This window comes from Micromonospora trifolii (assembly GCF_050516465.1).
Classification (GTDB): Bacteria; Actinomycetota; Actinomycetes; order Mycobacteriales; family Micromonosporaceae; genus Micromonospora; species Micromonospora trifolii.
Genome location: NZ_CP191526.1, coordinates 7,022,908 through 7,046,757 on the forward strand (window position 1 = coordinate 7,022,908; position 23,850 = coordinate 7,046,757).

At 72.6% G+C, this 23,850-nt stretch carries 17 protein-coding genes; 10 read left to right on the plus strand and 7 right to left on the minus strand.

Annotated elements, in window-relative coordinates; translation table 11 throughout:
• Positions 1 to 5: 5 nt before the first annotated feature.
• From ACQRWP_RS32805 to ilvA, 3 genes are read left to right on the plus strand one after another with little or no spacing between them, the layout of a single operon-like run.
• Complete coding sequence (locus ACQRWP_RS32805) at positions 6 to 1,415, plus strand: amidase (RefSeq protein WP_430500009.1); 1,410 nt, start codon at positions 6 to 8, stop codon at positions 1,413 to 1,415.
• Between the two features lie 46 nt (positions 1,416 to 1,461).
• On the plus strand, positions 1,462 to 2,463 hold the full coding sequence (locus tag ACQRWP_RS32810; RefSeq protein WP_430500010.1) for a DUF4328 domain-containing protein: 1,002 nt from the start codon (positions 1,462 to 1,464) through the stop codon (positions 2,461 to 2,463).
• Complete coding sequence (ilvA, locus tag ACQRWP_RS32815; RefSeq protein WP_430500011.1) at positions 2,460 to 3,680, plus strand: threonine ammonia-lyase; 1,221 nt, start codon at positions 2,460 to 2,462, stop codon at positions 3,678 to 3,680. Before ACQRWP_RS32810 ends, ilvA begins: the two co-directional genes overlap by 4 nt.
• A gap of 96 nt (positions 3,681 to 3,776) precedes the next feature.
• Here the strand turns inward: ilvA and greA are convergent, their stop codons facing one another.
• Together greA and ACQRWP_RS32825 are read right to left on the minus strand one after the other, a co-directional pair.
• A complete protein-coding gene (greA, locus tag ACQRWP_RS32820; RefSeq protein ID WP_030337948.1) occupies positions 3,777 to 4,274 on the minus strand; it encodes a transcription elongation factor GreA in 498 nt (165 codons plus the stop codon).
• 156 nt (positions 4,275 to 4,430) lie between these two features.
• Entirely contained in the window at positions 4,431 to 4,871 is a 441-nt protein-coding gene (locus ACQRWP_RS32825; RefSeq protein WP_430500012.1) for a DUF4307 domain-containing protein, read from the minus strand.
• A 203-nt stretch (positions 4,872 to 5,074) separates the two neighbouring features.
• Between ACQRWP_RS32825 and mca the strand changes: the two genes are divergently transcribed.
• The 6 genes from mca to purE all read left to right on the plus strand — a co-directional run bounded on the left by mca (position 5,075) and on the right by purE (position 12,920).
• On the plus strand, positions 5,075 to 5,956 hold the full coding sequence (mca, locus tag ACQRWP_RS32830) for a mycothiol conjugate amidase Mca (protein ID WP_430500013.1): 882 nt from the start codon (positions 5,075 to 5,077) through the stop codon (positions 5,954 to 5,956).
• A 48-nt stretch (positions 5,957 to 6,004) separates the two neighbouring features.
• A complete protein-coding gene (locus ACQRWP_RS32835; RefSeq protein WP_112582453.1) occupies positions 6,005 to 6,298 on the plus strand; it encodes a hypothetical protein in 294 nt (97 codons plus the stop codon).
• Between the two features lie 179 nt (positions 6,299 to 6,477).
• Entirely contained in the window at positions 6,478 to 9,009 is a 2,532-nt protein-coding gene (locus ACQRWP_RS32840; RefSeq protein WP_430500014.1) for a putative bifunctional diguanylate cyclase/phosphodiesterase, read from the plus strand.
• 53 nt (positions 9,010 to 9,062) lie between these two features.
• On the plus strand, positions 9,063 to 11,099 hold the full coding sequence (locus ACQRWP_RS32845; protein WP_430500015.1) for a thioredoxin domain-containing protein: 2,037 nt from the start codon (positions 9,063 to 9,065) through the stop codon (positions 11,097 to 11,099).
• A 121-nt stretch (positions 11,100 to 11,220) separates the two neighbouring features.
• A complete protein-coding gene (locus ACQRWP_RS32850) occupies positions 11,221 to 12,396 on the plus strand; it encodes a 5-(carboxyamino)imidazole ribonucleotide synthase (RefSeq protein ID WP_430500016.1) in 1,176 nt (391 codons plus the stop codon).
• Positions 12,397 to 12,428: 32 nt separating this feature from the next.
• On the plus strand, positions 12,429 to 12,920 hold the full coding sequence (gene purE / locus ACQRWP_RS32855) for a 5-(carboxyamino)imidazole ribonucleotide mutase (protein WP_430500017.1): 492 nt from the start codon (positions 12,429 to 12,431) through the stop codon (positions 12,918 to 12,920).
• 184 nt (positions 12,921 to 13,104) lie between these two features.
• On the opposite strand, the gene ACQRWP_RS32860 is transcribed toward purE, so the two are convergent.
• Positions 13,105 to 18,000 (minus strand): SCO7613 C-terminal domain-containing membrane protein, encoded by a 4,896-nt coding sequence (locus ACQRWP_RS32860; RefSeq protein ID WP_430500018.1) that lies wholly within the window; start codon positions 17,998 to 18,000, stop codon positions 13,105 to 13,107.
• Positions 18,001 to 18,151: 151 nt separating this feature from the next.
• On the minus strand, positions 18,152 to 19,579 hold the full coding sequence (locus tag ACQRWP_RS32865; protein WP_430500019.1) for a UDP-glucose dehydrogenase family protein: 1,428 nt from the start codon (positions 19,577 to 19,579) through the stop codon (positions 18,152 to 18,154).
• A 250-nt stretch (positions 19,580 to 19,829) separates the two neighbouring features.
• On the opposite strand from ACQRWP_RS32865, the gene ACQRWP_RS32870 reads away from it, so the two are divergent.
• Positions 19,830 to 20,996: an acyl-CoA dehydrogenase family protein gene (locus ACQRWP_RS32870; RefSeq protein ID WP_410820340.1), complete on the plus strand. Its 1,167-nt coding sequence runs from the start codon at positions 19,830 to 19,832 to the stop codon at positions 20,994 to 20,996.
• 44 nt (positions 20,997 to 21,040) lie between these two features.
• Here ACQRWP_RS32870 and ACQRWP_RS32875 read toward each other — a convergent pair whose 3' ends face one another.
• Genes ACQRWP_RS32875 through ACQRWP_RS32885 form a run of 3 tightly spaced genes read right to left on the minus strand, consistent with a single transcriptional unit; the run spans position 21,041 to position 23,837 of the window.
• Positions 21,041 to 21,655 (minus strand): hypothetical protein, encoded by a 615-nt coding sequence (locus tag ACQRWP_RS32875; RefSeq protein WP_430500020.1) that lies wholly within the window; start codon positions 21,653 to 21,655, stop codon positions 21,041 to 21,043.
• Positions 21,652 to 23,040 carry a hypothetical protein gene (locus ACQRWP_RS32880; protein ID WP_430500021.1) on the minus strand — a complete coding sequence of 463 codons (1,389 nt, stop codon included), beginning with the start codon at positions 23,038 to 23,040 and terminating at the stop codon, positions 21,652 to 21,654. Before ACQRWP_RS32880 ends, ACQRWP_RS32875 begins: the two co-directional genes overlap by 4 nt.
• Complete coding sequence (locus ACQRWP_RS32885; RefSeq protein ID WP_430503365.1) at positions 23,037 to 23,837, minus strand: ABC transporter ATP-binding protein; 801 nt, start codon at positions 23,835 to 23,837, stop codon at positions 23,037 to 23,039. Before ACQRWP_RS32885 ends, ACQRWP_RS32880 begins: the two co-directional genes overlap by 4 nt.
• Between the last annotated feature and the right edge of the window lie 13 nt (positions 23,838 to 23,850).

Consider the following 23,850-nt stretch of genomic DNA (forward strand, 5'->3'; position numbering starts at 1 on the left):
GGAGGATGGCCGTGCAGGACATCATGGCGACCTGGGTCGGAGCGACCGCCAAGCAGATCGCCCGGGGCGTACGCCGAGGTGACGTCTCGGCGACCCAGGTCGTCGCCGACCACCTCGAGTACATCTCCCGAGCCGACCGTGAGCTGGCCGCGTTCCGCGTCGTTCGCGGCGGTGAGGCGATCACCGAGGCGGAGAAGGTCGACGAGCAGGAGGACCTGGCCAACCTGCCGCTGGCCGGGGTTCCGGTGGCGGTCAAGGAGAACACCCCGGTCGCCGGCCTGCCCACCTGGAACGGGTCGGCCGCCGCCCGCACCGACGTGGCGGAGGCCGACCACGAGGTGGTGCGTCGGCTGCGCGGCGCCGGCGCGGTGATCCTCGGCGTGACCCGGATGCCGGAGCTGGGGCTGTGGGCACTGACCGACGACGACAGCGCGGTGACCCGTAACCCGTGGGACAGCACGCGTACCCCCGGTGGGTCCTCGGGTGGTGCCGCCGCCGCGGTCGCCGCCGGGCTGGTGCCGATCGCGCACGCCAACGATGGTCTCGGCTCGATCCGGATTCCCGCTGCCTGCTGCGGACTCGTCGGGCTCAAGCCCGGTCGGGGCGTGGTCCCCTGCCAGCTCGGGGCGGACGACTGGTTCGGCCTGACCGAGCACGGCATGTTGACCAGCACGGTCGCCGACGCGGCGGTCGGCTTCTCGGTGCTCGCCGGCCGGCGTCCCGAGAAGCTGGTCCCCCCGCAGCGGCTGCGGGTGGGGGTCTCGCTGCGCTCCCCGGTGCGCGGTGTCGCACCGGACGCGCCCAACCGGGACGCGGTCGCCGCCGCCGGTCGGCTCCTCGCCACTGCCGGGCACGACACGGTGCCGGCCGATCCGGTCTACCCGACCGCGCTCGGCCTCCAGGGCATCGCCACCTGGTTCGCCGCAGCCGCCACCGACGTCCGGGCCTCCGGTCTGGACCGGCGTGGGCTGCAACGGCGTACCCGACGGCACGTCGCGCTGGGCGAGTGGGCGCAGCGTCGCGGCTACGTGCGGGAGGCGGACCGGGCCGCCTGGCGGCAACGGTCGGTCGACTTCTTCACCGACCACTCGGTCGACCTGCTGCTCACCCCGGCGCTGGCCAGCGCGCCACCGGAGGCGGCCCGCTGGTCGGAGCGGTCCTGGCGGGCGAACATGGCAGCCAACATCCGGTACGCCCCGTACGCCGCGCCCTGGAACATCGCCGGCCTGCCGGCGGTCGTCGTGCCGGTCGGACGCCGCCCGGACGGCCTGCCGGTCGCCGTGCAACTGGTCGGTCCGCCCGGCTCGGAGCTGCTGCTGCTCGGCGTGGCCGGTCAGTTCGAGATGGCCGCCCCGTGGACGCGCCACGCCCCCGGCTATCCCCGAGTCGGCACCGGGTCACCGGCCACCGCATGATCGTCTAGGGTGTGCGCGCATCGTCGCGCGGACCCGGGGGACACCAATGCGCTGCCAGACCTGCGGGGACGCCACGTCCCCCGAGTACCACGAATGCCAGCGTTGCCACACACCGCTCGGCCAGCCCCCCGTCACGCCGGGGCTGCCGACCTATCGGGTACGCGGGATCGGTCTGGCCGTCCGCATCGCGGTCGGCGTGACCGCCGTGCTCTACCTGGCAGTGGCGCTCTCGCCGCTGGTGGGAATGGCCCTGGCTCGGCAGGCCCGGGTCGACAACGAGCATGAGCTGCTGCTCGCTGCGGTGATCGTGCAGGTGGTGCTGTCGCTGCCCATGGTGGTCGCGTACCTCACCGCCGCCGTACTTGTGATCATCTGGACCTGGCGGGCGCGGAAGAACATCGAGGCGTTCCCGGGTGCCCTGCCGACGCTCGGTGCGGGTTGGGCGATCGCCGGTTGGCTGGTGCCCTTCGCCAATCTCGTGGTGCCGGCCCGGGTGGTCGCCAACGTGGCCCGCGACAGCCTCTGGCGGCGGTTCACCCCGACCCTGGTGGCCGTCTGGTGGAGTGCCTGGCTGGTCTTCAGCATCGGCGAGCGGGTGGTCAGTCGCCTCGACAGCCGGGCGTACGACAGGCTGCCGGAGACACCGTTGACCGACGGCGACTACCAGGCGTACGCCGACTACTACCGCGACTCCCTCCTGCGCAACATCGTGCCCGCGGTGGCCTGCGTGGTCGCCGCGGTGGCGCTGTACCTGCTGATCCAGCGGATCTCCGCAGCTCAGGAAGGCCGCATCGCCCGCGCGCTGCCAGCCTGGCCGACCGCCCCGGTCTGGCCGAACGCCCCCGTCTGGCCGGCTGGGCCGGTTCCGGGTGGAGATCCCGTTGGTGGTGCCGTGCCGTCGGCCTCTGGGCCGGGCGGGGAGGCGCCGGTCGGTGCGGGCCTGCCGCTGCCGGACGTTCCCGCGCCGGCCGTGACCCCGCCGGCGCACCAGTCGAGCCCGGTGTCGCCGCCGAGGGCTCCGGAGTCGGGTGGCACGATCGGGGCATGACGGAACTGGTCGGTCTCGACGACGTGCGGGCCGCACGGGAGTTGCTCGCTGGCGTCATCCGCACCACCCCGCTGGAGCCCTCCCGGCCGCTCAGCGCGGCACTGGGCGGCCCGACGTGGCTCAAGTGCGAGAACGTGCAGCGCGCCGGCTCGTACAAGGTGCGGGGGGCGTACGTGCGGATCTCCCGGTTGTCGGCGGCGGAGCGGGAGCGCGGCGTGGTCGCGGCGAGCGCGGGCAACCACGCGCAGGGCGTGGCTCTCGCCGCCGGCCTGGTCGGCACGCACGCCACCGTCTTCATGCCGGTCAACGCGCCGCTGCCGAAGGTGGCCGCCACCAAGGGGTACGGCGCGCAGGTCGAGCTGGCCGGGAATACCGTCGACGAGTCGCTGGTCGCCGCGCACACGTACGCCGAGCGCACCGGCGCGGTGCTGATCCACCCGTTCGACCACCCCGATGTGATCGCCGGGCAGGGCACTGTGGCGCTGGAGATCCTCGAACAGTGCCCGGAGGTGAAGACGATCATCACCGGGGTGGGTGGCGGCGGTCTGATCTCGGGCATGGCGGTGGCCGCGAAGGCGTTGCGGCCGGACGTCCGGATCATCGGCGTGCAGGCGGCCGGGGCGGCGGCGTTCCCGCCCTCACTGGTGGCCGGGGAACCGGTACGGCTGCCCATCTTCTCCACCATCGCCGACGGCATCGCGGTCGGCCGGCCGGGGGAGATCACCTTCAACCACGTGCGCAAGCTGGTCGACGAGATCGTCACGGTCTCCGAGGAGGACATCTCCCGGGCCCTGCTGATGCTGCTGGAGCGGGGCAAGCAGGTGGTCGAGCCGGCCGGGGCGGTCGGTGTGGCCGCGCTGCTGGCCGGCGTGGTCGAGGTGGAGACCCCGGTGGTCGCGGTGCTCTCCGGCGGCAACATCGACCCGTTGCTGATGCTGCGGGTGATCGAGCACGGGTTGGCCGCGGCGGGTCGCTACCTGCGGGTGACCGTCCGCTGTTCGGACCGGCCGGGGCAGCTCGCGTCGCTGCTCAGCCAGATCGCCGAGCACCGGGCCAACGTGGTGGACGTGGAGCACCAGCGGGCCAACCCGCACCTCAGCCTCGGTGAGGTGGAGGTGGCGCTGTCGGTGGAGACCCGGGGCGTCGAGCACTCGGACACGCTGATCAGCGCCCTACGGGCCAGCGGCTACCAGGTGGTCTTCGCGGCCGAGGCGTGACACCGGTGGGTGCCACGCCTCGGATGCGCGGTGTTTCGACAGCGGGTGCCGGCGTCGGTCGACCCGGCCGGCAGCGGGTAGCGCGATCGGCGACGGTCAGCCGGAGAACGGCTCGAAGCTGACCACTGTCACCTTGATGTCGGCGCCGCTGGGCGCCGTGTAGGTGCAGGTCTGCCCGGCTCGACCGCCCAGGATCGCCTTGCCCAGCGCGGACTCGGGGCTGTAGACGGTCAGGTCGGTCGTGGCCGCGATCTCCCGGGAACCGAGCAGGAACGTCTCGGTGTCGTTGGTGTCGTCGTCGAAGTAGATCGTCACCACCATGCCCGGCGACACCGCGTCGGCGGACGGTGCCTCGCCGACCTTCGCGGTGCGCAGCAGCTCCTGCAGGTAGCGGATGCGACCCTCGGCCTTGCCCTGCTCCTCGCGGGCGGCGTGGTAGCCGCCGTTCTCCCGCAGGTCGCCCTCCTCGCGCCGAGCGTTGATCTCAGCTGCGATCGCCGGACGGTTGGCGATGTGCTCGTCGAGCTCGGCCTGGAGGCGGTCGTACGCGTCCTGCGACAGCCAGGTGGCGGGCGCCTCGTTGCCAGTGGACACAGGCGTTCTCCTCAGTTGTGCGTGGCTGGCTGACAGGTGAACTACCAAGTTACCAGTGCGGTACGACACAGCGTGTCGGCCATCACCGCCGGTGTCCGGATCCAACACCGGGGGTAGGCGCCCCGCCAGCCCCGCTTCTGGTGCTGTTCGCGCAGCTCAGGACGGTGGTCGGCAGCGCAGAACCTCGCCGATGAACGGCCGCGCGGTGGTGGTCAGGAGGTGCTGGGTCGTCACGTGCCGATCCCCGGGATCGGCGGTCACGGTGACCTGTTCGCGGCCCACCTCGGCGCCGGCACGGTCCCGAGCGCGCAGCACGCAGACCGCTGATCCGCCCGGGGGGACGGTCACCCGAAAGTCGACAAGCACCTGCTTGTCCGTGATGTCGGTGTACGTGATCACCTGGGCGTCGTAGACCGGGTCCCCGTACTGGCGGTAGAGCCGGACCGAGATCACGGTCAGCGTCGCCACGAGCGCCAACAGCGCCAGCGCGGCCAGCAGCGTACGGCGGCGCTTTCCGCCCGGTGCCCGACGGCGGCCGTAGCGCCCGGCCGGGAATACCGGCGCGCCTGGTGAAATTGTGGCGTGCGTCTCGGTCACCGGCGGGTATCTCCTGGCGTTGTTGTCGGCGGCATCGGCAAGAATGACAGAGCCCCATCTTCCCACCCGGTCCAGCGGCAGGAATGGCAGGTCATGCCCGGCGCTGGTGGCCGGCGACAGGGTGCGGCGAGGAAAGATCCCGGCAGGTCAGCCGGTCGAGCCCGGTCGGGTCCACCGTCCGGCACAGACGAGGAGCGCCGAAGTTGGCAGAGCAACTGCGTCTCATGGCCGTGCACGCGCACCCGGACGACGAGTCGAGCAAGGGCGCGGCGACGACGGCGAAGTATGTCGCTCAGGGGGTGGACGTCCTGGTCGTGACGTGCACCGGCGGCGAGCGCGGGAGCGTGCTCAACCCCAAGCTCGACCGGCCCGACGTGTGGGCCAACATCGGCGAGATCCGGCGTGCCGAGATGGACTCCGCGCGGGCCATCCTCGGCGTCGACCAGGCATGGCTGGGCTTCGTCGACTCGGGTCTGCCCGAGGGCGATCCGCTGCCGCCGCTGCCCGAGGGCTGTTTCGCCCTCCAGGACGTCGAGGTCGCCGCGGGCCCGCTGGTGCGGCTGATGCGCGAGTTCCGTCCGCACGTGGTGACCACGTACGACGAGGAGGGTGGCTACCCGCACCCCGACCACATCATGTGCCACAAGGTGAGCGTGGCCGCGTTCGAGGCCGCCGGTGACCCGGAGCGCTACCCGGAGCTGGGCGCGCCCTGGCAGCCGCTGAAGCTCTACTACGACATCGGCTTCTCCAAGGGCAAGATCATGGCCTTGCACGAGGGCATGCTGGCCGCCGGTCTGGAGTCGCCCTACGAGGAGTGGCTCAAGCGGTGGGAGGATCGCCCCGACAAGGGCCCGCGGATCACCACCCGGGTCGAGTGCGCCGAATACTTCCCGGTCCGCGATGACGCGCTGCGCGCTCACGCCACCCAGGTCGACCCGGACGGCTTCTGGTTCCACGTGCCGATGGAGCTTCAGCAGAGCGCCTGGCCGACCGAGGATTACGAGCTGGCCCGCTCGATGGTCGACAGCCCGCTGCCCGAGTCCGATCTCTTCGCGGGGGTGCGGGAGACGGCGCACGCGCGCTGATTCCCGGCGGGGCTACCCTGGTTACCAACCGCACATCGGAGGAACGCCATGCTGACCGCTGCCCAGGTGCTCGCGGAGAACAACTTCGGGGACACCCGCACGGGTGGTCTGGCCGGGCCGATGGGCCTCTTCCTCATCCTGCTGCTGGCCACCGCGACCATCCTGCTGATCCGCAACATGAACGCTCGGCTGCGCCGTCTGCCGGACCGTTTCCCCCAGCAGTCCGGGTCGACCGACCCGACCAGGGCCGATGCGGCAGTCGTCGATCCGACAGACGGGACCGGGGGGCGTGATTCATCCACGCCCGCTCCCAATGGGCACCAGCAGCACCTGAACGGGTAGTCCGCGCGTGAATCACGCCGAACCGGGTGGTCGCCCCCTGTTGCGGCCACCCGGTTTGGCTTAGCCTTCCGCCGGGGGGACCAAAAGTCTCCGAGCCGTGTGCGGGAGGGGGCGCCGATGACCAGCACAGCACCGGCCGCCCACCGCGACGTCGGTCGGTCGGCTGACGGGGGAGGTCGATGACCTCCGGTCCGGCCGACGACCCGTTCAATCGGCTCGGAGTGCGTGGCACACCGGGCCGGCTGCTCGTGCTCACCGCCGCCGTCACGCTGACCGCCCTGGCCGCCGCCGCGGTCGGTTTGACCCTCCCGGTCCGGCTGCCAGCCGACGACCCCCTCGGTGGTCCGGCCCGCTTCGGCATCGCCGTCGCCGTCCTGGCCCTCGCCCAGCTCGCCCGGCTGCGATTCCGCTCGGCCGCGGGCATGGTCAGCATCACCTGGGGCGAGGCGGCCCTGATCGTCTGCCTCTACCTGACCCCAGCCGGCTGGCTCCCGTCCGCCACGCTGCTCGGCACCGGGCTGGCCTGGACGATGCTGTCACTGCACAACGACCGTCGTCCGGCCCTGGAGATCGTCCGGATCGCCGCGTCGCTGGCCGCCGCGTCGGCACTGGCCGTCTCCGTGACCACCGCGCTCGGCCGGCCGCTGCTCTCGCCGCCCACCCCGATGCTGGCGCTGGCCGTGATCGCCGGTTCGGTGACGTACCTCCTGGTGACCGCCTGGCTGGGTGGCGTGACGCTGGGCCTGCGGCACGGGCTGCCGATCGGGCCGCCGCTGCTCGCCGCGCTACGCGGCAAGCTGCTGATGTTCGTCGGCAACGTGGCGGTCGGCCTCGTGGTGGTCGCTCTGCTGGAACTCGACCCGCGCTGGTTGCTGTTGCTGCCGCCGCTGCTGTGGCTGTTGCAGCAGACCTACCGTTACCGGCTGCGCTCCGATCAGGAGCGCCGCACCTGGCGTGCCTTCGCCGAGGCCACCGCGGCCCTCAACCAGCTCGACGAGCGGGGCGTGGCCAGCGCCGCCGTCACCGGGGCGCTGACGCTGTTCAACGCCGAGCTGGTGGACGTCGACGTGGCCCGGGCCGACGGGCGGTGGCACCGCTACCGGGGCGACGCCGGCGGTCAGCTGGTCGACCGGGAGACCGGCCCACCGGACCAGTCGGAGCCGGACGAGCACGAGCTGAGCCGGGCGCTGTCGGTCGGCGCCGTGCCAGTCGGTCGGCTGCGGGTGCGGTTCCCCCGCTCGGCCCCGCCCACGGCCCGGGAACATGACGCGGTGGCCGCGTTCGGCGACGCGCTCGCCGCCGCGCTGCACGACGCCGCGACCCACCACGAGCTGCGGCTGGTGACGGCCCGTTCGTCGTACGAGGCGGTGCACGACCCGCTCACCGGGCTCGCCAACCGCGCGGCGATGCTGAGCAAGGGCGACCAGTCGCTGCGACAGCTCAGCCACGACCACCCGGTGGCGCTGCTGCTGTTGGACATCAACCAGTTCAAGGAAGTCAACGACACCCTCGGCCACGCGGCGGGTGACCAGCTGCTGCGGCTGACCGCGAACCGCCTCAACGCGCTGGTCCGCGCCGGCGACCTGCTCGGCCGACTCGGCGGCGACGAGTTCGCCCTGCTGCTCACGGCGGTGCCGGTGCTCGGCGACCGGGCCGCCCCGATGGCCCACGCGTTGCGTCAGGCCCGCGAGATCGCCGAGCGGCTGGCCGCGCCGACCGAGGTGGCCGGCGTACGGATGTCCATCGAGGTCTCGGTCGGGGTGGTGGTGGCCGCCGCGGGCACCGCGGACCTGACCGAGCTGCTGCGTCGGGCCGACATCGCGATGTACCAGGCCAAGGAGGGCGGCGGCAACGTCGCCGCGTACGACGGCGCACGCGACGCGGCCAGCACCGACCAGCTCGCCCTGCTCGCCGAGCTGCGTGAGGCGTTGAAGGTCGACGATCAGCTGGTGCTGGCGTTGCAACCGGCTGTCGACCTGGCCACGGGCGCGCCCACCGGGGTGGAGGCGCTGATCCGTTGGCAGCACCCCCGGCGTGGGTGGCTGAACCCGGCCGACTTCATCCGGCCGGTGGAGAACAGCGAGCAGCTCGGCACCTTCACCCGCTACGTGCTGAACAAGGCGCTCAGTGTGGCCGCCAGTTGGGCCCGGGAGGGGCTGGACGTCCCGATCTCGGTCAACCTCTCGGCACGCAGCCTGCTCGACCCCCGGTTGCCGGCGGAGATCGCCGACGCGTTGCGCCGCCATCAGGTGCCGCCGCACCGGCTCGTTCTGGAGATCACCGAGACGGTGGTGATGAGCGAGCTGGAGGTCATCGACGAGGTGCTGGCGACGCTCCGGTCGATGGGCGTGCAACTCGCGGTCGACGACTTCGGCACCGGCTTCTCGTCGCTGACCTTCCTCACCCGGATCGCCGTGGACGAGTTGAAGGTGGACCGTTCCTTCGTCATCCGGATGGCCGACTCACCGGAGGCCGCCGCGATCGTCCGAACGACCGTCGGCCTCGCTCACGAGTTGGGGCTGCGGGTGGTCGCCGAAGGGGTGGAGACCGCCGAGCAGCGGATGGCCCTGGCCGAGTTGGGTTGCACCTCCGCGCAGGGCTACCACTTCTTCAAGCCGATGCCGGCTGACAAGATCGGCGCGGTGCTGGGGTCGCTGCGCGACTCGGCAGAGTCGAACGTGTTCCGGCTTCGCGCCGACGGCGCGTCCTGAACCGTCCGGGTGGAGCCCGCGCGGTCCGCGCCGGGGCTGGCTATGGTCGTCACGTGAACCGACTCGCCGACGCCACCAGTCCGTACCTGCTCCAGCACGCCGACAACCCGGTCGACTGGTGGCCCTGGTCGGACGAGGCGTTCGCCGAGGCGAAGCGGCGGGACGTTCCGGTGCTCATCTCGGTGGGCTACGCGGCCTGCCACTGGTGCCACGTCATGGCGCACGAGTCGTTCGAGAACGCGCAGGTCGGCGCCCTGATGAACGACAACTTCGTGTCGATCAAGGTGGATCGTGAGGAACGCCCGGACGTGGACGCGGTCTACATGACCGCCACCCAGGCGATGACCGGCCAGGGCGGTTGGCCGATGACCGTCTTCGCCACCCCGGACGGCACCCCGTTCTTCTGCGGCACCTACTTCCCGCGACCCAACTTCGTCCAGTTGCTCCAGTCGGTCGCCACCGCCTGGCGGGAGCAGCGGGAGGCGGTGCTGGGCCAGGGCGCCGCCGTGGTCGAGGCGATCGGCGGCGCGCAGGCCGTGGGCGGCCCCACCGCGCCGCTGGACGCCCCGCTGCTCGACGCGGCGGCCGCCAAGCTGGCCAGCGAGTACGACGCCACGAACGGCGGGTTCGGCGGCGCACCGAAGTTTCCGCCACACATGAACCTGCTCTTCCTGCTGCGCCACCACCAGCGCACCGGCGACCCGGGCAGCCTGGAGATCACCCGGCACACCGCCGAGGCGATGGCCCGGGGCGGCATCTACGACCAGCTCGCGGGCGGCTTCGCCCGCTACTCGGTGGACGCGCACTGGACGGTGCCGCACTTCGAGAAGATGCTCTACGACAACGCGCTGCTATTGCGGGTCTACACCCAGCTGTGGCGACTCACCGGTGACCCGCTGGCCCGCCGGGTGGCCCGGGACACCGCCCGGTTCCTCGCCGACGAGCTGCACCGGCCGGGGCAGGGGTTCGCGTCCGCACTGGACGCCGACACCGAGGGCGTCGAGGGGCTCACCTACGCCTGGACGCCCGCCCAACTCGTCGAGGTGTTGGGCGAGGAGGACGGCCGGTTCGCCGCCGACCTGTTCACCGTCACCGACCAGGGCACCTTCGAGCACGGCATGAGCGTGCTCAAGCTCGCCAGGGACGTGGACGATGCCGCGCCCGAGGTACGCGCCCGCTGGCAGCAGGTGGTCGGGCGGCTGCTCGCCGCCCGGGACACCCGCCCGCAGCCGGCCCTCGACGACAAGGTGGTGGCCGCCTGGAACGGCCTGGCGATCACCGCCATCGCCGAGTTCCAGCAGGTCGCCGCCGTCTACGCGTCCCCGCAGGACGCGGATGCCAACCTGATGGACGGCGTCACCATCGTCGCCGACGGTGCGATGCGCCAGGCCGCCGAGCACCTGGCCACCGTGCACCTGGTGGACGGCCGGTTGCGCCGGGTCTCCCGGAACGGCAAGGTCGGCGAGCCCGCTGGTGTCCTGGAGGACTACGGCTGTGTGGCCGAGGCCTTCTGCGCGTTGCACCAGCTCACCGGGGAGGGCCGTTGGCTCACAGTGGCCGGCGAGCTGCTGGACACCGCCCTGGCGCACTTCGCCGCGCCCGGTGGCGCCTTCTACGACACCGCCGACGACGCGGAGCGGCTCGTCGCCCGGCCGGCCGACCCGACCGACAACGCCACCCCGTCCGGCCGGTCGGCGTTGATCGCCGGGCTGGTGGCGTACTCGGCGCTGACCGGGGAGACGCGCTACCGGGAGGCCGCCGAAGCGGCCCTCGGCACTGTCGCGCCGATCGTCGGGAAGCACCCCCGGTTCACCGGGTACGCGGCCATGGTCGGCGAGGCGTTGCTCTCCGGGCCGTACGAGATCGCCGTGGTCACCGACGACCCGGCCGGCGACCCCCTGGTGGCCGCGGCTCGACGGCACGCCCCGCCCGGAGCGGTGGTCGTCGCCGGGCGTCCGGACCAGCCGGGTGTGCCGCTGCTCGCCGACCGTCCGTTGGTCGAGGGGCGGTCCGCCGCGTACGTCTGCCGGGGTTTCGTCTGCCAGCGGCCGGTCACCTCGGTCGAGGACCTGGTGACCGAGCTGGGCTGAGCGCACGGCCACGCCCGGTAGTCGCCCGCGCCGCCCGTCGGGTGGTCCCGCCAGCACTTTCGAGGCGGGTCGCCAGCCCTCCCGGTGGGCCCGTGGGCGGCCCGGATAGGCTGGCCGCGCTATGGATTCCCGTACCGGTCTGCCAGTTGTCGGCATGGTGGGTGGCGGCCAGTTGGCCCGGATGACCCACCAGGCCGCGATCGCCCTTGGCCAGTCACTGCGTGTGCTCGCGACCGCTCCCGACGACGGCGCGGCGCTGGTCGCCGCCGACGTCCAGTACGGCGACCACACCGACCTGGCCGCTCTGCGCACCTTCGCCAAGGGCTGCGACGTCGTCACCTTCGACCACGAGCACGTGCCCTCCGAGCACATTCGCACGCTGGCGGCCGAAGGGGTGCCCCTCTACCCGCCGGCGGACGCGCTGCTGCACGCCCAGGACAAGCAGGTCATGCGGGAACGCCTGACCGAGCTGGGTGCGCCCAACCCGGTCTGGCGGCCGGTCGGGGAGCCCGCCGACCTCGTGGGCTTCGGCGAGCAGGTCGGCTGGCCGGTGGTGCTCAAGGCGGCCCGGGGTGGGTACGACGGCCGGGGCGTCTGGATGGTCGACGACGCCGCCCAGGCCACCGAGTTGGCGACCACGCTGCTCGCTGGCGGCACCCGGCTGATCGTCGAGGAACGGGTGCCGCTGCGGCGGGAGTTGGCCGTGCAGGTGGCCCGTTCGCCGTTCGGTCAGGTGGCCGCGTACCCGGTGGTCGAGACGGTGCAGCGCGACGGCATCAACGTGGAGGTGCTGGCCCCGGCGCCCGGCCTGGACGAGGAGCTGGCGGTCTCCGCTCAGCAGCTCGCCATCGACCTGGCCACCGCGCTCGGTGTGATCGGCCTGCTGGCCGTGGAGCTGTTCGAGGTGCGCGACGACGCCGGCCGGCCCGCGATCGTGGTCAACGAGCTGGCGATGCGCCCGCACAACTCCGGGCACTGGACCATCGAGGGTTCCCGGACCTCGCAGTTCGAGCAGCACCTGCGTGCCGTGCTCGACTACCCGATGGGTGACACCGCGCTGACCGCCCCGGTGGTGGTGTCGGCCAACGTGCTCGGCGGTGAGCCGGGCGGGATGTCGATCGACGAGCGGTTGCACCACCTCTTCGCCGCCGAGCCGGGTGCCAAGGTGCACCTGTACGGCAAGCAGGTGCGATCCGGCCGCAAGATCGGGCACGTCACGGTGCTCGGTGACGACCTGGACGACCTGCGGGCCCGGGCCGCGCGGGCCGCGCGCTGGCTGCGCGAGGGCCACGAGTGAGTGACGGTTTCGGGAACGAGGAGAGGGCCGCAGTGAGCACGGTTGGCTTGATCATGGGCAGCGACTCGGACTGGCCGACCATGCGGGCCGCGGCTGAGGTGTTGGACGACTTCGGCGTGGCGTACGAGGTCCGGGTGATCTCAGCGCACCGGACTCCGGTCGCCATGATCGAGTACGGGCGCGACGCCGCCGATCGGGGCCTCAAGGTGATCATCGCGGGGGCGGGGGGCGCTGCCGCGCTGCCCGGCATGGTGGCCTCGGTGACGCCGCTGCCGGTGATCGGTGTGCCGGTGCCGCTGAAGCACCTCGACGGCATGGACTCGCTGCTGTCCATCGTGCAGATGCCGGCGGGGATCCCGGTCGCCACCGTGTCGATCGGCAACGCCCGCAACGCCGGCCTGCTCGCCGTACGGATCCTCGGTGCCGCCGACGAGGGCCTGCGCGCCAAGATGACGACCTACCAGCAGGACCTGGAAAAGCTGGTAGCAACAAAGGAAGCGGCCCTCCAAGCCACCCTGCAGTAGCCCACCCGGGCCCCCTCAACGGGGTCGATCATGCATCTGTGGTGCCCGGAAGAGGGTGCTTCTTACCTTTTGTACCCCACCACAACTCCATGATCGACGCACCCGGTAGCCGGCACCCGGCGCCGGCCCGCGAACCCGGCCCACTCACCGCCCCCACTCACCCACGCCGCAGTGACCCTCCGTTTTATCTCATGCCGCGCAGGGCGGTCTGTAGGCGTTCCTGGGCGCGGCGGCGGCGCTCGTTGCTCGCGCCGAGCACCAACAGCAGGATGCCCACCGGGATCAGCGCCAGCCACGGGCCCAGGCTGAACAGGGCGTGGATCGCCGTGATCGCGGTGACCGACGCGCCGACGATCACCGGCGCCTGCTGCCGACTGGACGACCCGAAGATCAGCACCGCGACCGCGCCGAGCAGCAGGAGCATCTGCCGCACCGTGCTGGACTCGGTGGCCAGCACGATCGCCAGCGTCGGCACGAAGGCCGTGACCAGCGCCGGCCCGTACGCCACCCAACTGCTCATGTCGGGTCGGTGGCGCAGCTCCAGAACTCCGACGAGGAGGGCCAGCACGGCGAACGGCAGCGTGTACGCCTCGGGCAACGCCACGTCGGCGACTCGCATCAGGATCCACCACGCGGTGATCTCACAGACCACCACCGCCCAGAACAGGATCCGGCGTTCCACCGGCCGGCGGCCGGGTCGGGTCGCCGCCACTCCGAGGACAGCGCCCCAGGCGGCCAGCAGGGCGGCGATGTGGCGGGGCGAGTCGAAGGCGAGGGCCAACGCGATCAGCGCGGCAGCGTACCCAGTCCATTCCACAGTGGAGGCTTCCCGCTGCGCCTCGGGACGGCGCAGCCGGGGCAGGGTCGCGGCGAGCACCTGTAGGACCGCGCCGACGGCGAGCACCCCGAACGCGGACCAGACCGCCGCCAGCCCGGCGACCAGGCCGGCGGTGAGCACGAAGAGCTGCGCCATGAGTGAGGCGAAGAGCCAGCCGAGGATGCGCGCCCGCTGGGTGGTGCCGAACAGCGCCGCCACCGCGCCTACCCCGACCGCGCTGCCGAGGGTGAGCAGGGTCATCTGCCGGTCGGCCAGGCTGCCGGCGAGCCCGGCGCTGCCACCGGCCAGACCGATGGCGAACACCAGCACCCGGGCCAGCCGCAGCGAGCGGGCCCGCTCGACCAGCGGCGGCGGTGGGGCCAGTGCGAGGCCGAGCATCGCGATGGTGAAGACGGAAAGCGCGGCGACGGTGCTGGCGGGCCAGCCCTGGCCCAGCGCGATGGGTGCGATCAGCAGCGTGACGGCCGCCCCGGGCAGCACCACCGGTACGGCCCGGGACCGCCGCCCGCCGCTGAACCCGGTGGCGGCCAGCGCGGCGGTCGCGGTGAGTAGCAACGCCGTCAGCACGTGGGTCGGGTTGACCACGTCCGGTGGTGGGGTGAGCAGCTCCGGCGGCGGGCCCTGCCAGATCCGGGTCAGCGTGCGGTGCGGCTCGACCAGGGCGGTGACCAGCGCGGGTGCGATCGAGGCGAGTGCCAGGGCGGTCGGAAGCGCCGCTGCGGCCAACGCACCCGCGGCCGGGTTGACCCGCCACCGCCGTCGCTCCGGGTCGTCCGGCAGCCGCCGTAGGGCGCCGTCGAGTCGTACCGCCCAGCGCCGGACCGGCTGGGCCGCGCCGGTGGGCGGCACTGTGGCTGCGCGGATCAGCTCGGCCAGTACGCCGAGCAGGGCGGCGGCGGCCGCGTAGACGCCGGCGGCCAGGCCGGTGGGGATGGCGGCGAGGGCGCTGATGGTGGCCCCACCGACCACCGCCACGCTGACCCAGGGCAGATATTGCGGCACCTGCCGGCGGACCGCGGCTACGGCGGCCAGGCCGAGGCTGGTCGCGGCCAGCGCGGCGGTCAGCACCACCTGTGCGGAGTGTTCGAACTCGGCGGACAACGCCGCCACCGCACCGGGGAGGGCCAGCAGGGCGGCACCGATCGCCGCGCCGCCGATCTGCGCCAGGTGCGGCGGCATCCCCTCGGTCTCGATGTCGGTGACCTGTGGACCGGCGAGGACGCGGGCCAGCATGGCCACCACCACGCCGATCAGCGCGATGCTGCCCAGCGCCAGGGCCGTGGTCCACGGGCGGACCAGTCCGGCTCCGGCGGCGTGCAGCGCGACGACACCGGCCACGGTGGCCCGGGACAATCCGGCGCGCGCCTCCTCGGTGGCCACCGCGGCCATGCCGAACACGGTGGCGACCATTCCGCCGACCAGGACCGGCGACCACCAGGCCAGATCGAATGCGGCCGGTGCGCCGATCGTGGCGAGCACCACCGCCACGCCCGACACGTCCCAGCGCCACGGCGGCGGGAGCAGGATGCCGGCGGCGAGGGCCAGCAGCGCCAGCGCGACCGGCGCCTGCCAGGTGGCACCGCCGACGGGGGCCGCGGGCCAGTCGCTCAGGTCGCCCCTCCAGATCGGGCCGGGGGTGGCCAGCACGCCGACCCCACCGCGCAGCGCCGACCAGCCGGCGAGGACGCCGATCAGGACACCGCCCACGGTGAGGCCGAGGATCGGACCGCGTCGCCACTCCTCCGGCATGCTGCGGGCGCCCACGGCGACCACCAGGAGCAGGGCGGCGGCCACCGCCAGTTGCCCGCCCGGGGCGAGCACCGCCCCGATCCGTACCAGCGTGGCGATCAGGGCGGTGGTGACCGCCGCGGCGGCCAGATCCGAGCCGTCGAGGGTGAGGTCGGCTCGACGGCCGGCATCGATGGAGGGGGCCAGGAAGAGCAGCACCGCCGCGACCAGCAGGAGCGCGCCGACCCAGGCGTCGGCGACGGTCGCGCCGGGCGCCCCGAACGCGGCGGCGGTGACCATCAGCGCGCCCAGCCCGGTGCCGACCGACAGCGGCGCGGGGATGTGGCGCTGGGAGACCTGTACGACGGCGGCGTAGCCGAGGGTCACGCAGACCGCCAGGAAGCTGGCCGCCAGGACCGGGACGGTCACCTCGCGGAGGCTCGCCGGGGTGGGGGTCGGGTCGCTCGGCATGGTCGCGGCAACGAACGCCGCCACCGCCCCGGGCAGCGCGAACGCGGCGCCGCCGGCGGCCCAGGCGGTGACCGTGTCGGAGGCGGCCGAGGCGATCCGGATCCGGGGCGCCAGCGCGACCAGCGTGCCGGCCACGAACAGGGTGATCAGGACCGCGGCCGTGAGTGTGGGGCTGGCCAGGCTGGCGCCCGCGCCGAACAGGCCGACCACGGCCGCCCCGATGGCGTGCGCCACCGCGGCTCGGTCGGTGCGGGCGGAGAGCCCGATGACCCCGATGCCGATCGCGGTGATCACCATTGGCCAGGGTGCCGTCGCCCAGCCGAGACCGAACGAGGCCGGGACGGCGAGCGCGGTCAGCGCCGCGCCGGCGACCGCGAACTCCCGGCGGATCTCGGTGGGCAGGGCCAGCACCGCCGCGATGGTGAGCAGGAACGCGGCACCCGCGAGCTGCCAGGTGGTCGGCCCGACGGCGGCGGCCAACTCGCCCGGGTACTGGCTGAGGTCGGGGTTCCAGGCGGGCAGGGCCGCCCGGACCGGTGCCACCCCGGCGCGTAGCGCGCCGCCGGCGACCACCAGACCACTGACGGTCAGCGCCACCGCGGAGGCGATCTGTGGGCCACGTCGGGCCGCCTCCGGGACCGCCCGCACCGCCAGCCCGGTCACCGTGATGACCGCCGCGATCAGCAGCAGCGCCCGGCCGGGGAGTGCCACCGAGGCGATTCGGCTGAGCGAGCCGATCACGGCCAGGGTGACGATGCCGGCCGCGACGTCGGGCAGCGGCGGGCGACGCAGCACCAGCGCGCCAGCCAGCCCGATCATGGCGGCCAGCAGCAGCACCACCCCGGTGCCGGTCGCGGTCGGCACGGTCTCTGCCCGCAGCAAAGCGGTGACCGCGTACGCCAGCGAGACGGCGACCGCCAGGGCGTGCAGCAACCAGGTCAGCTCACGCAGGCCGGGCACCGGGCGGGTCGGCTGGGGATCGGTGGAGCCGGCGCTGGCGTCGATCAGCTCGGCGGCCTCCTCCGGGTCGCCCTCCGGCCGGCTCTCCGCGTCGCGTTGGCGGGGCGCGGACGGCGTGCCCGGCGACGGCAGGTCCTGCCGGACGGTGCGCTCGACGGTCACGCCGGAGCGGGCCAGGCCGAGGTTGACGAGGGCGACCAGGGCCAGCACCAGCGCCCAGCCGCCCGGGCCGGTGATCTGGTCGTACGCCAGCAGGGGCAGCACCGGCTGCGCGGCCAGCACGGTGGCGAAGCGGGGCGCGCGCAGACCGGTCCAACGGGCGTACCCGAATGCGACGGCGGCGGTGACCGCGAAGATCACCCCGGCGAAGACCGCGCCGGAGCCGCCGCCGGCGCCGATCCCTTCCACCGCCCAGAGTGCGTTGCCGGCGAGCGGCACCAGCAGCAGGCCGACCGCGGCGATGGTCTCGGCGGTCGAGGTGAGCCCACGCCGGGCCAGTGCCGGTGGGGCGAGCAACATCAGCACGGTGGCCAGGAGCAGGATGCCGAGCCGGGCCAGCGCGTCCATCGAACTGGTGGCCACCGCGGCGAAGACCACCGCGGCCACACCGAGCAGCAGCGCGCCCAGCCCGAGCGGGATGTTCTGCACCTCGCGCGAGGACGCCTCCGGCGGGTGCTCCGGGTCGTCCACGTCCAGCCAGGCGGCCCGGGGCGGGGGCGGCGGCGGATCTTCCGGGGCGGGCGGAGTGCCCTGGCGGGGCACCCGGGGCGGCGCGCCCATGGTGGCGGTCGGTGGCCGCCGGCCGGGGCGACGGCGCAGCACCCGGCGTGGCCGGGTGGCCTGTTTGATCCGCTCCTCGCCGGCGTGGGCGAGGATGTCCCGCTGGAAGAGCGCCGCCTGCATCTTGGCGGCGATCTGCCGCTGCTCGCGGGCGATGGCGGCGTCGCGCGCCTTCATCTCCGCGATCGAACGCTCAATGTCGGCCAGGTGCTCGACCCACTGTGGTTGATCTGCCCCACAGTGCGGGCATCGGACGGCCGGCTTGATCTCCCGGCCGCACGAGGAGCATTGAAAGGTCGCCACGACACCCCTCCACCCGCACTGTGGACTCCCACTGTCGCAGCATGCCCAAAGCTGGCGCGGATTTCGACTCTTGTCGGCGGGTCCGGGGCAAACAACGACACCGGCCGGCCATCGAGATGCTCGATGACCGGCCGGTGGCGAGTGTGTCTCGTCAGGGGCGACCCATGCCCCGGTACTCCCAGCCCGCCTGGGTCCACAGTGCCGCGTCGAGGCAGTTGCGGCCGTCGACGACCTTGCGACCCTTGACCAACTCGCCGAGGGCGACCGGGTCGGCGTTGCGGAAGTCGGCCCACTCGGTGAGGACGCAGACCAGGTCGGCGTCGTTGACCGCCTCGTTGATGCTGCTCTCGTAGGTCAACTCGGGAACCGCGCGGCGGGCGTTCTCGGTGCCCTGCGGGTCGTACACGTGCACGTCGGCGCCGGCCTTGTGCAGCAGCGCGGCGACGGCGAGCGCCGGGGCGTCGCGGACGTCGTCGGTGTTGGGCTTGAAGGTGGCACCGAGCACGGCGATCCGGGTGCCGGAGAAGTCCGGGCCGGCCGGGCCGGAGCGGCGGCCGAGCAGGTCCGCGGCGAGCTGGAGCACCCGGGTACGCCGGCGCAGGTTGATCAGGTCGACCTCGTGCAGGAAGCGCAGCGCCTCGCCGGCGCCCAGCTCCTGGGCGCGGGCCTGGAAGGCACGGATGTCCTTGGGCAGGCAGGCGCCTCCGAAGCCGAGGCCGGCCTGGAGGAACCGGTTGCCGATCCGCGGGTCGTAGCCGATCGCGCGGGCCAGCTGGGTGACGTCGCCACCGGAGGCCTCGCAGACCTCGGCCATCGCGTTGATGAAGGAGATCTTGGTGGCCAGGAAGGCGTTCGCGGCGACCTTGACCAGCTCGGCGGTGGAGAAGTCGGTGACCACCAGGGGCACCTCGCGGTCCTCCGTGGCGGCCAGGTCGAACACGCCCTTGTGCGCGGCGTAGAGCATGCCGTTGGCCCACTCGCTCTTGACGCCGACCACGATCCGGTTGGGCCGCAGGACGTCGTCGACGGCGAAGCCCTCCTGGAGGAACTCGGGGCTCCACGCCACCTCGACGTCCAGGTCGTTCGGGGTGTGCTTCCCGACGAGCTGCTCGACCCACTCGGCGGTGCCGACCGGCACGGTGGACTTGCCGACGATCAACGCCTTGCGGGTCAGGTGCTGCGCGAGGCTGGTGACCGACGCCTCGACGTACGACAGGTCGGCGCCCATGCCGTCGGCCCGCTGGGGGGTGCCGACGCAGATGAAGTGCACGTCACCGAACTCGGCGGTCTCGGCGATGTCGGTGCTGAACCGGAGGCGGCCGGCGGCGAGGTTGCGCCGGAGCAGCTCGTCCAGGCCGGGCTCGTGGATCGGCACCTGACCGGCGTTCAGCATCGCGATCTTGTCGGCGTCGACGTCGAACCCGAGGACCTCGTAGCCCAGTTCGGCGTAGCAGATGGCGTACGTCGCACCGAGGTAACCCGTCCCTAGGAACGTCACCCGCGGCCGGGGTGCGCCCGAGGGCGGGGTCACCGCGGCGATGGCGGGGGTCGGCTGGATGGTGGGGTAGGGGATCGTCACGCCTGTCTTCTCCGCTCGCGCTGGCGTCGCATCGTCGCGTCGCATTCTGCTGCGGCGCCTGGGCAGGGCACCGGAGGGTGGCTCACTGTCTCAATCTCCATCATCGCTGAGCGCGTAAGGTGCACCATCTTGCCCATACCTACGCGCCGGTAACATCACCTGAACTGCAGTCGCTAGTCTTCAGTCTGCGCGGTCGGCGGTCAGGAGTCGTCACAGACTGCGCATGATAGTGGTGAAGGGGAGGGCCGAGATGGCCGCAGGGGAGTCGTTCGACGTCTACCGGTTGCCCGAGGAGCACCAGGCGATCCGGGAAGCCGTGCGAGAGGTCTGCGCCGCGAAGGTGGCTCCGCACGCCGCGGAGGCCGACGAGACCGGGGAGTTTCCCAAGGCGTCCTACGACGCGCTGCGAGCTGCCGACTTCCACGCACCGCACATCCCCGAGGAGTACGGCGGCGCGGGCGCGGACGCGCTGGCCACCGCCATCGTCATCGAAGAGGTGGCCCGCGCCTGCGCGTCCTCCTCGCTGATCCCGGCGGTGAACAAACTCGGCACCATGCCGCTGTTGCTTTCCGGTTCGGCCGATCTGAAGAGCCGTTACCTGACGCCGGTCGCCGCCGGTGACGCGATGTTCTCGTACTGCCTCTCCGAACCGGAGGCGGGCAGCGACGCGGCGTCGATGACCACCAGGGCGGTACGTGACGGGGATCACTGGGTGCTCAATGGTGTGAAGCGATGGATCACCAACGCCGGGGTGTCCGAGTTCTACACCGTCTTCGCCGTCACCGACCCGTCCGCCCGGTCCCGGGGCATCTCGGCCTTCGTGGTCGAGAAGTCCGATGCCGGGGTGAGCTTCGGCGCGCCGGAGAAGAAGCTCGGCATCAAGGGCTCGCCCACCCGCGAGGTCTACCTCGACAACGTGCGAATCCCGGCCGACCGGATGATCGGCGCGGAGGGCACCGGCTTCGCGACCGCGATGAAGACCCTGGATCACACCCGGGTCACCATCGCCGCCCAGGCCGTCGGGATCGCGCAGGGCGCGCTCGACTACGCGAAGGGGTACGTGGCCGAGCGCCGGCAGTTCGGCAAGGCCGTCGCCGAGTTCCAGGGGATCCAGTTCATGCTGGCCGACATGGGCATGAAGCTCGAGGCGGCCCGGCAGCTTACGTACGCGGCCGCCGGCAAGTCGGAGCGTGGCGACGCGGATCTCACCTACTTCGGCGCGGCCGCGAAGTGCTTCGCCTCCGACGCCGCCATGGAGATCACCACGGACGCGGTGCAGTTGCTCGGCGGCTACGGCTACACGCGGGACTACCCGGTCGAGCGGATGATGCGGGACGCCAAGATCACTCAGATCTACGAGGGCACCAACCAGGTGCAGCGGATCGTCATGGCGCGGCAGCTGCTGGCCGACGTCTAGGACGGTTTCCGGTGCTCCGGGATCCCGGAGCACCGGAGCGTCCGTCACCGGTCGGGCGCGGTCTCGCTCACCGGCCGCACGGGGCAACCCCGCAGGGCGTACGCGAGCAGACCGGTCACCGCCAGGACGGCGGCGCAGGCGGTGGCGGCGGTGGTCCCGGCGGGTTGGATCAGCCAGCCGGCGACCTGCATCTTCAGATCCTGGCTGGGCCCCATCATTGGCAGCACCGCGATGAGGGTCCAGGTCAGCGGGGCGATCCAGGCCAGGGCGGCGCCCAGCACCGTGGCGCCGAGCGCGGTGAGCCCGAGCAGCCCCGCGGTGTTGCGCAGCATGAGGGCGAACGGCTCGTAGCGCGTGTCGGTGATCATGCTGAGGGACAGCAGCACGATGATCGCGGCGGCGGCGAGCAGCAGGTGCCCGGCGCGGCGTACCGGCCAGTTGACCGCCATCGTGTGGTCGAGGGCGTCGTCGGCGCCGCTGAGGGTGGTGCCGACCGCGACCACCGCCAGCATGATGGCGAGGCTGGCCGTCCGGGCGCTGATGGTCGTCGAGTCGGTGTAGGCCAGCGACAGCGCCCAGGTCAGCGCGATCAACGCGGTCGCGGTGGTCAGGGCGAGGGGCACCCGGCGGGAGCGCAGGTGAAGCTGAAGCCACCTCACGGCTGATCCCCCGGCAGGATCGCCACCAGTTCGTCGTCCCGGCAGGCCAGTACGCCCTCGCGTACCGCTGCCATCCGACGTCGTTGCTCGACCTCCGGCAGGCTCACCAGCGCCTGGTACGCGCTCTCCAGCAGCGCCATCTCCTCTGCTGCCCATCCGGTCTGCGGGACCGGTGGTCGACCGGTCAGCCAGGCGGCGGCGACCATCCGGGCCCGGTACACGTCGCCCCGAACCGACTGGTCGCCGCACTCCTGCTGCCAGGCTGCCTCGAGCAGGGACGGCAGGAAGTAGTCGCCGGACAGGTCGGCGCGCCCGACGCGGTCGATGGTGGGGGTGTCGAAGACGATCGTGTCGGCGGAGTGCCGGGCCGGTGCCGTGTCCCGGTCCAGCCGCGCCCAGTAGGTGACCTGTTGGGTCTCCACCGCTCGGACGGGTGCGTTGGGCAGCTTCGCCGCCATCATGCCGAGCGCCTCTCGGGCGGGGCCGACGACGGCGGGCAGCAGCCCGGCGTGCGCCCGCGTCACGCAGACCTGCGGGCCGTCGTTGTCGCAGACCAGCTCGATGGCGACCGGGTCGACGACCGCCGCCCCGCGGGCTCCGCCGACGGGCAGGAGCGGTAGGGCGACCGCGACGCCGAGCAACGCCGGGAGCACGGCGAACGCGATCGCGCGGCGACGGACCGCGCCCAGCAACAGCAGGCCGGTCGCGGCGAGGGACACCAGCCACAGCGCCTGGAGAACGCTGACCCGCGTCGCGATCGTCTGGAAGTCGTCCAGACCGGTGATCGTCGGTAGGAGCAGCACCGCTGCCGGTTCCGGCCGGAACTGCGCGATCTCCGCGCCCGTGTCGGGTGCCATGGCCAACTCCGGCGCCAGCCCCACCAGGACGAAGCCGACCACGGCGAGGACCGGCGCAGTGATAACGCGGGGCACGGCCCGGCCGGCGGCCATGCCCAGCCAACCCGCGGCGATCAGCGCCGGAACGCCGACCGCGAGGACGACGATCGTCGCGCTCGGGAAGTAATTCGACGTGGGCACCACCCATCCGGCCGCGATGAGAAAGACCAGGAGGTACGCGGTCACCACCGAGACCGCGAGAGCGCCGGCGGTCGGGACGACGCGCTGCCACCGCGGCCGGACGGTGCTGGCGAACAACTCGTCGACCCGGTGGCGCGCGTCGCGCCGGCCCATCCACGCCCCACCGGCCAGCGCGAGCGGCAGCAGCACCATCAGCAGCGACCGGGCCATCACCGCCAGCTGCATCCACCGCCCCGCGAAGAACTGGGTGGACGACAGCAGCAACGCCGCGCCGGTCACCAGCAACAACAGGGCGGTGCCCAGCGCCGCCGAGCGGCGCAGTTCGATGCGGAGGATGCGTCCCGTCATGCCGACACCCGCTCACGGTAGGCGCGCAGCAGCGACGAGTAGCCACGCTCGGTGGCGCTGTCACCGGCGTCGCCGGCCCCGCCCTGCTCGGTGAGCTGCCCGGTGGTGCCCTGCCACACGAGCCGGCCCTCACTGATCAGCACCACGTCGGAGCAGGCCACCGCGACGTCCTCGACCAGGTGGGTGGAGACGAGTACGCAGCTGTCCAGGCCGATCTCCCGCAGCAGTTCGCGGAAGTCGAGGCGCTGCTCCGGGTCCAGGCCGACCGTCGGTTCGTCGAGCAGCAGCACCGCCGGGTCGTTGACGATCGCCTGGGCGATGCCGGCGCGGCGCAGCATCCCGCCGGACAGCGTCTTCATCCGGGAGTCGGCGCGGTCCGCCAGACCCACCCGTTCGACGGCCCGCTGCACCGCGCCAGGGATGACCGCCTTCGGCATCTCCTTGAGCCAGGCGATGTACTCGACGAACTCCCGGACCGTGAAGCGCGGGTAGAAGCCGAAGTGCTGCGGCAGGTAGCCCAGTCCGCGGCGTACCTGGCGGAGGTCGGCGTTGCCGGTGACCTCGCCGCCGAGCAGGGTCAGCCGTCCACCGGCCGGCTTCACCACAGTGGCCAGGGCTCGTATCAACGTCGTCTTTCCGGCGCCGTTGGGGCCGAGCAGCCCGTGCACACCGGTGCCCAACCTCAGGTCGAGCTCGTTGACCGCGAGGTGTCGGCCGGCCCGGACCTGCAACTTCTCGGCGTGCACCGCCCACGCATAGGTGGACGGGGCGGTCTCCGCCACGCTGACCGTACGCATCATGATCTCTCCA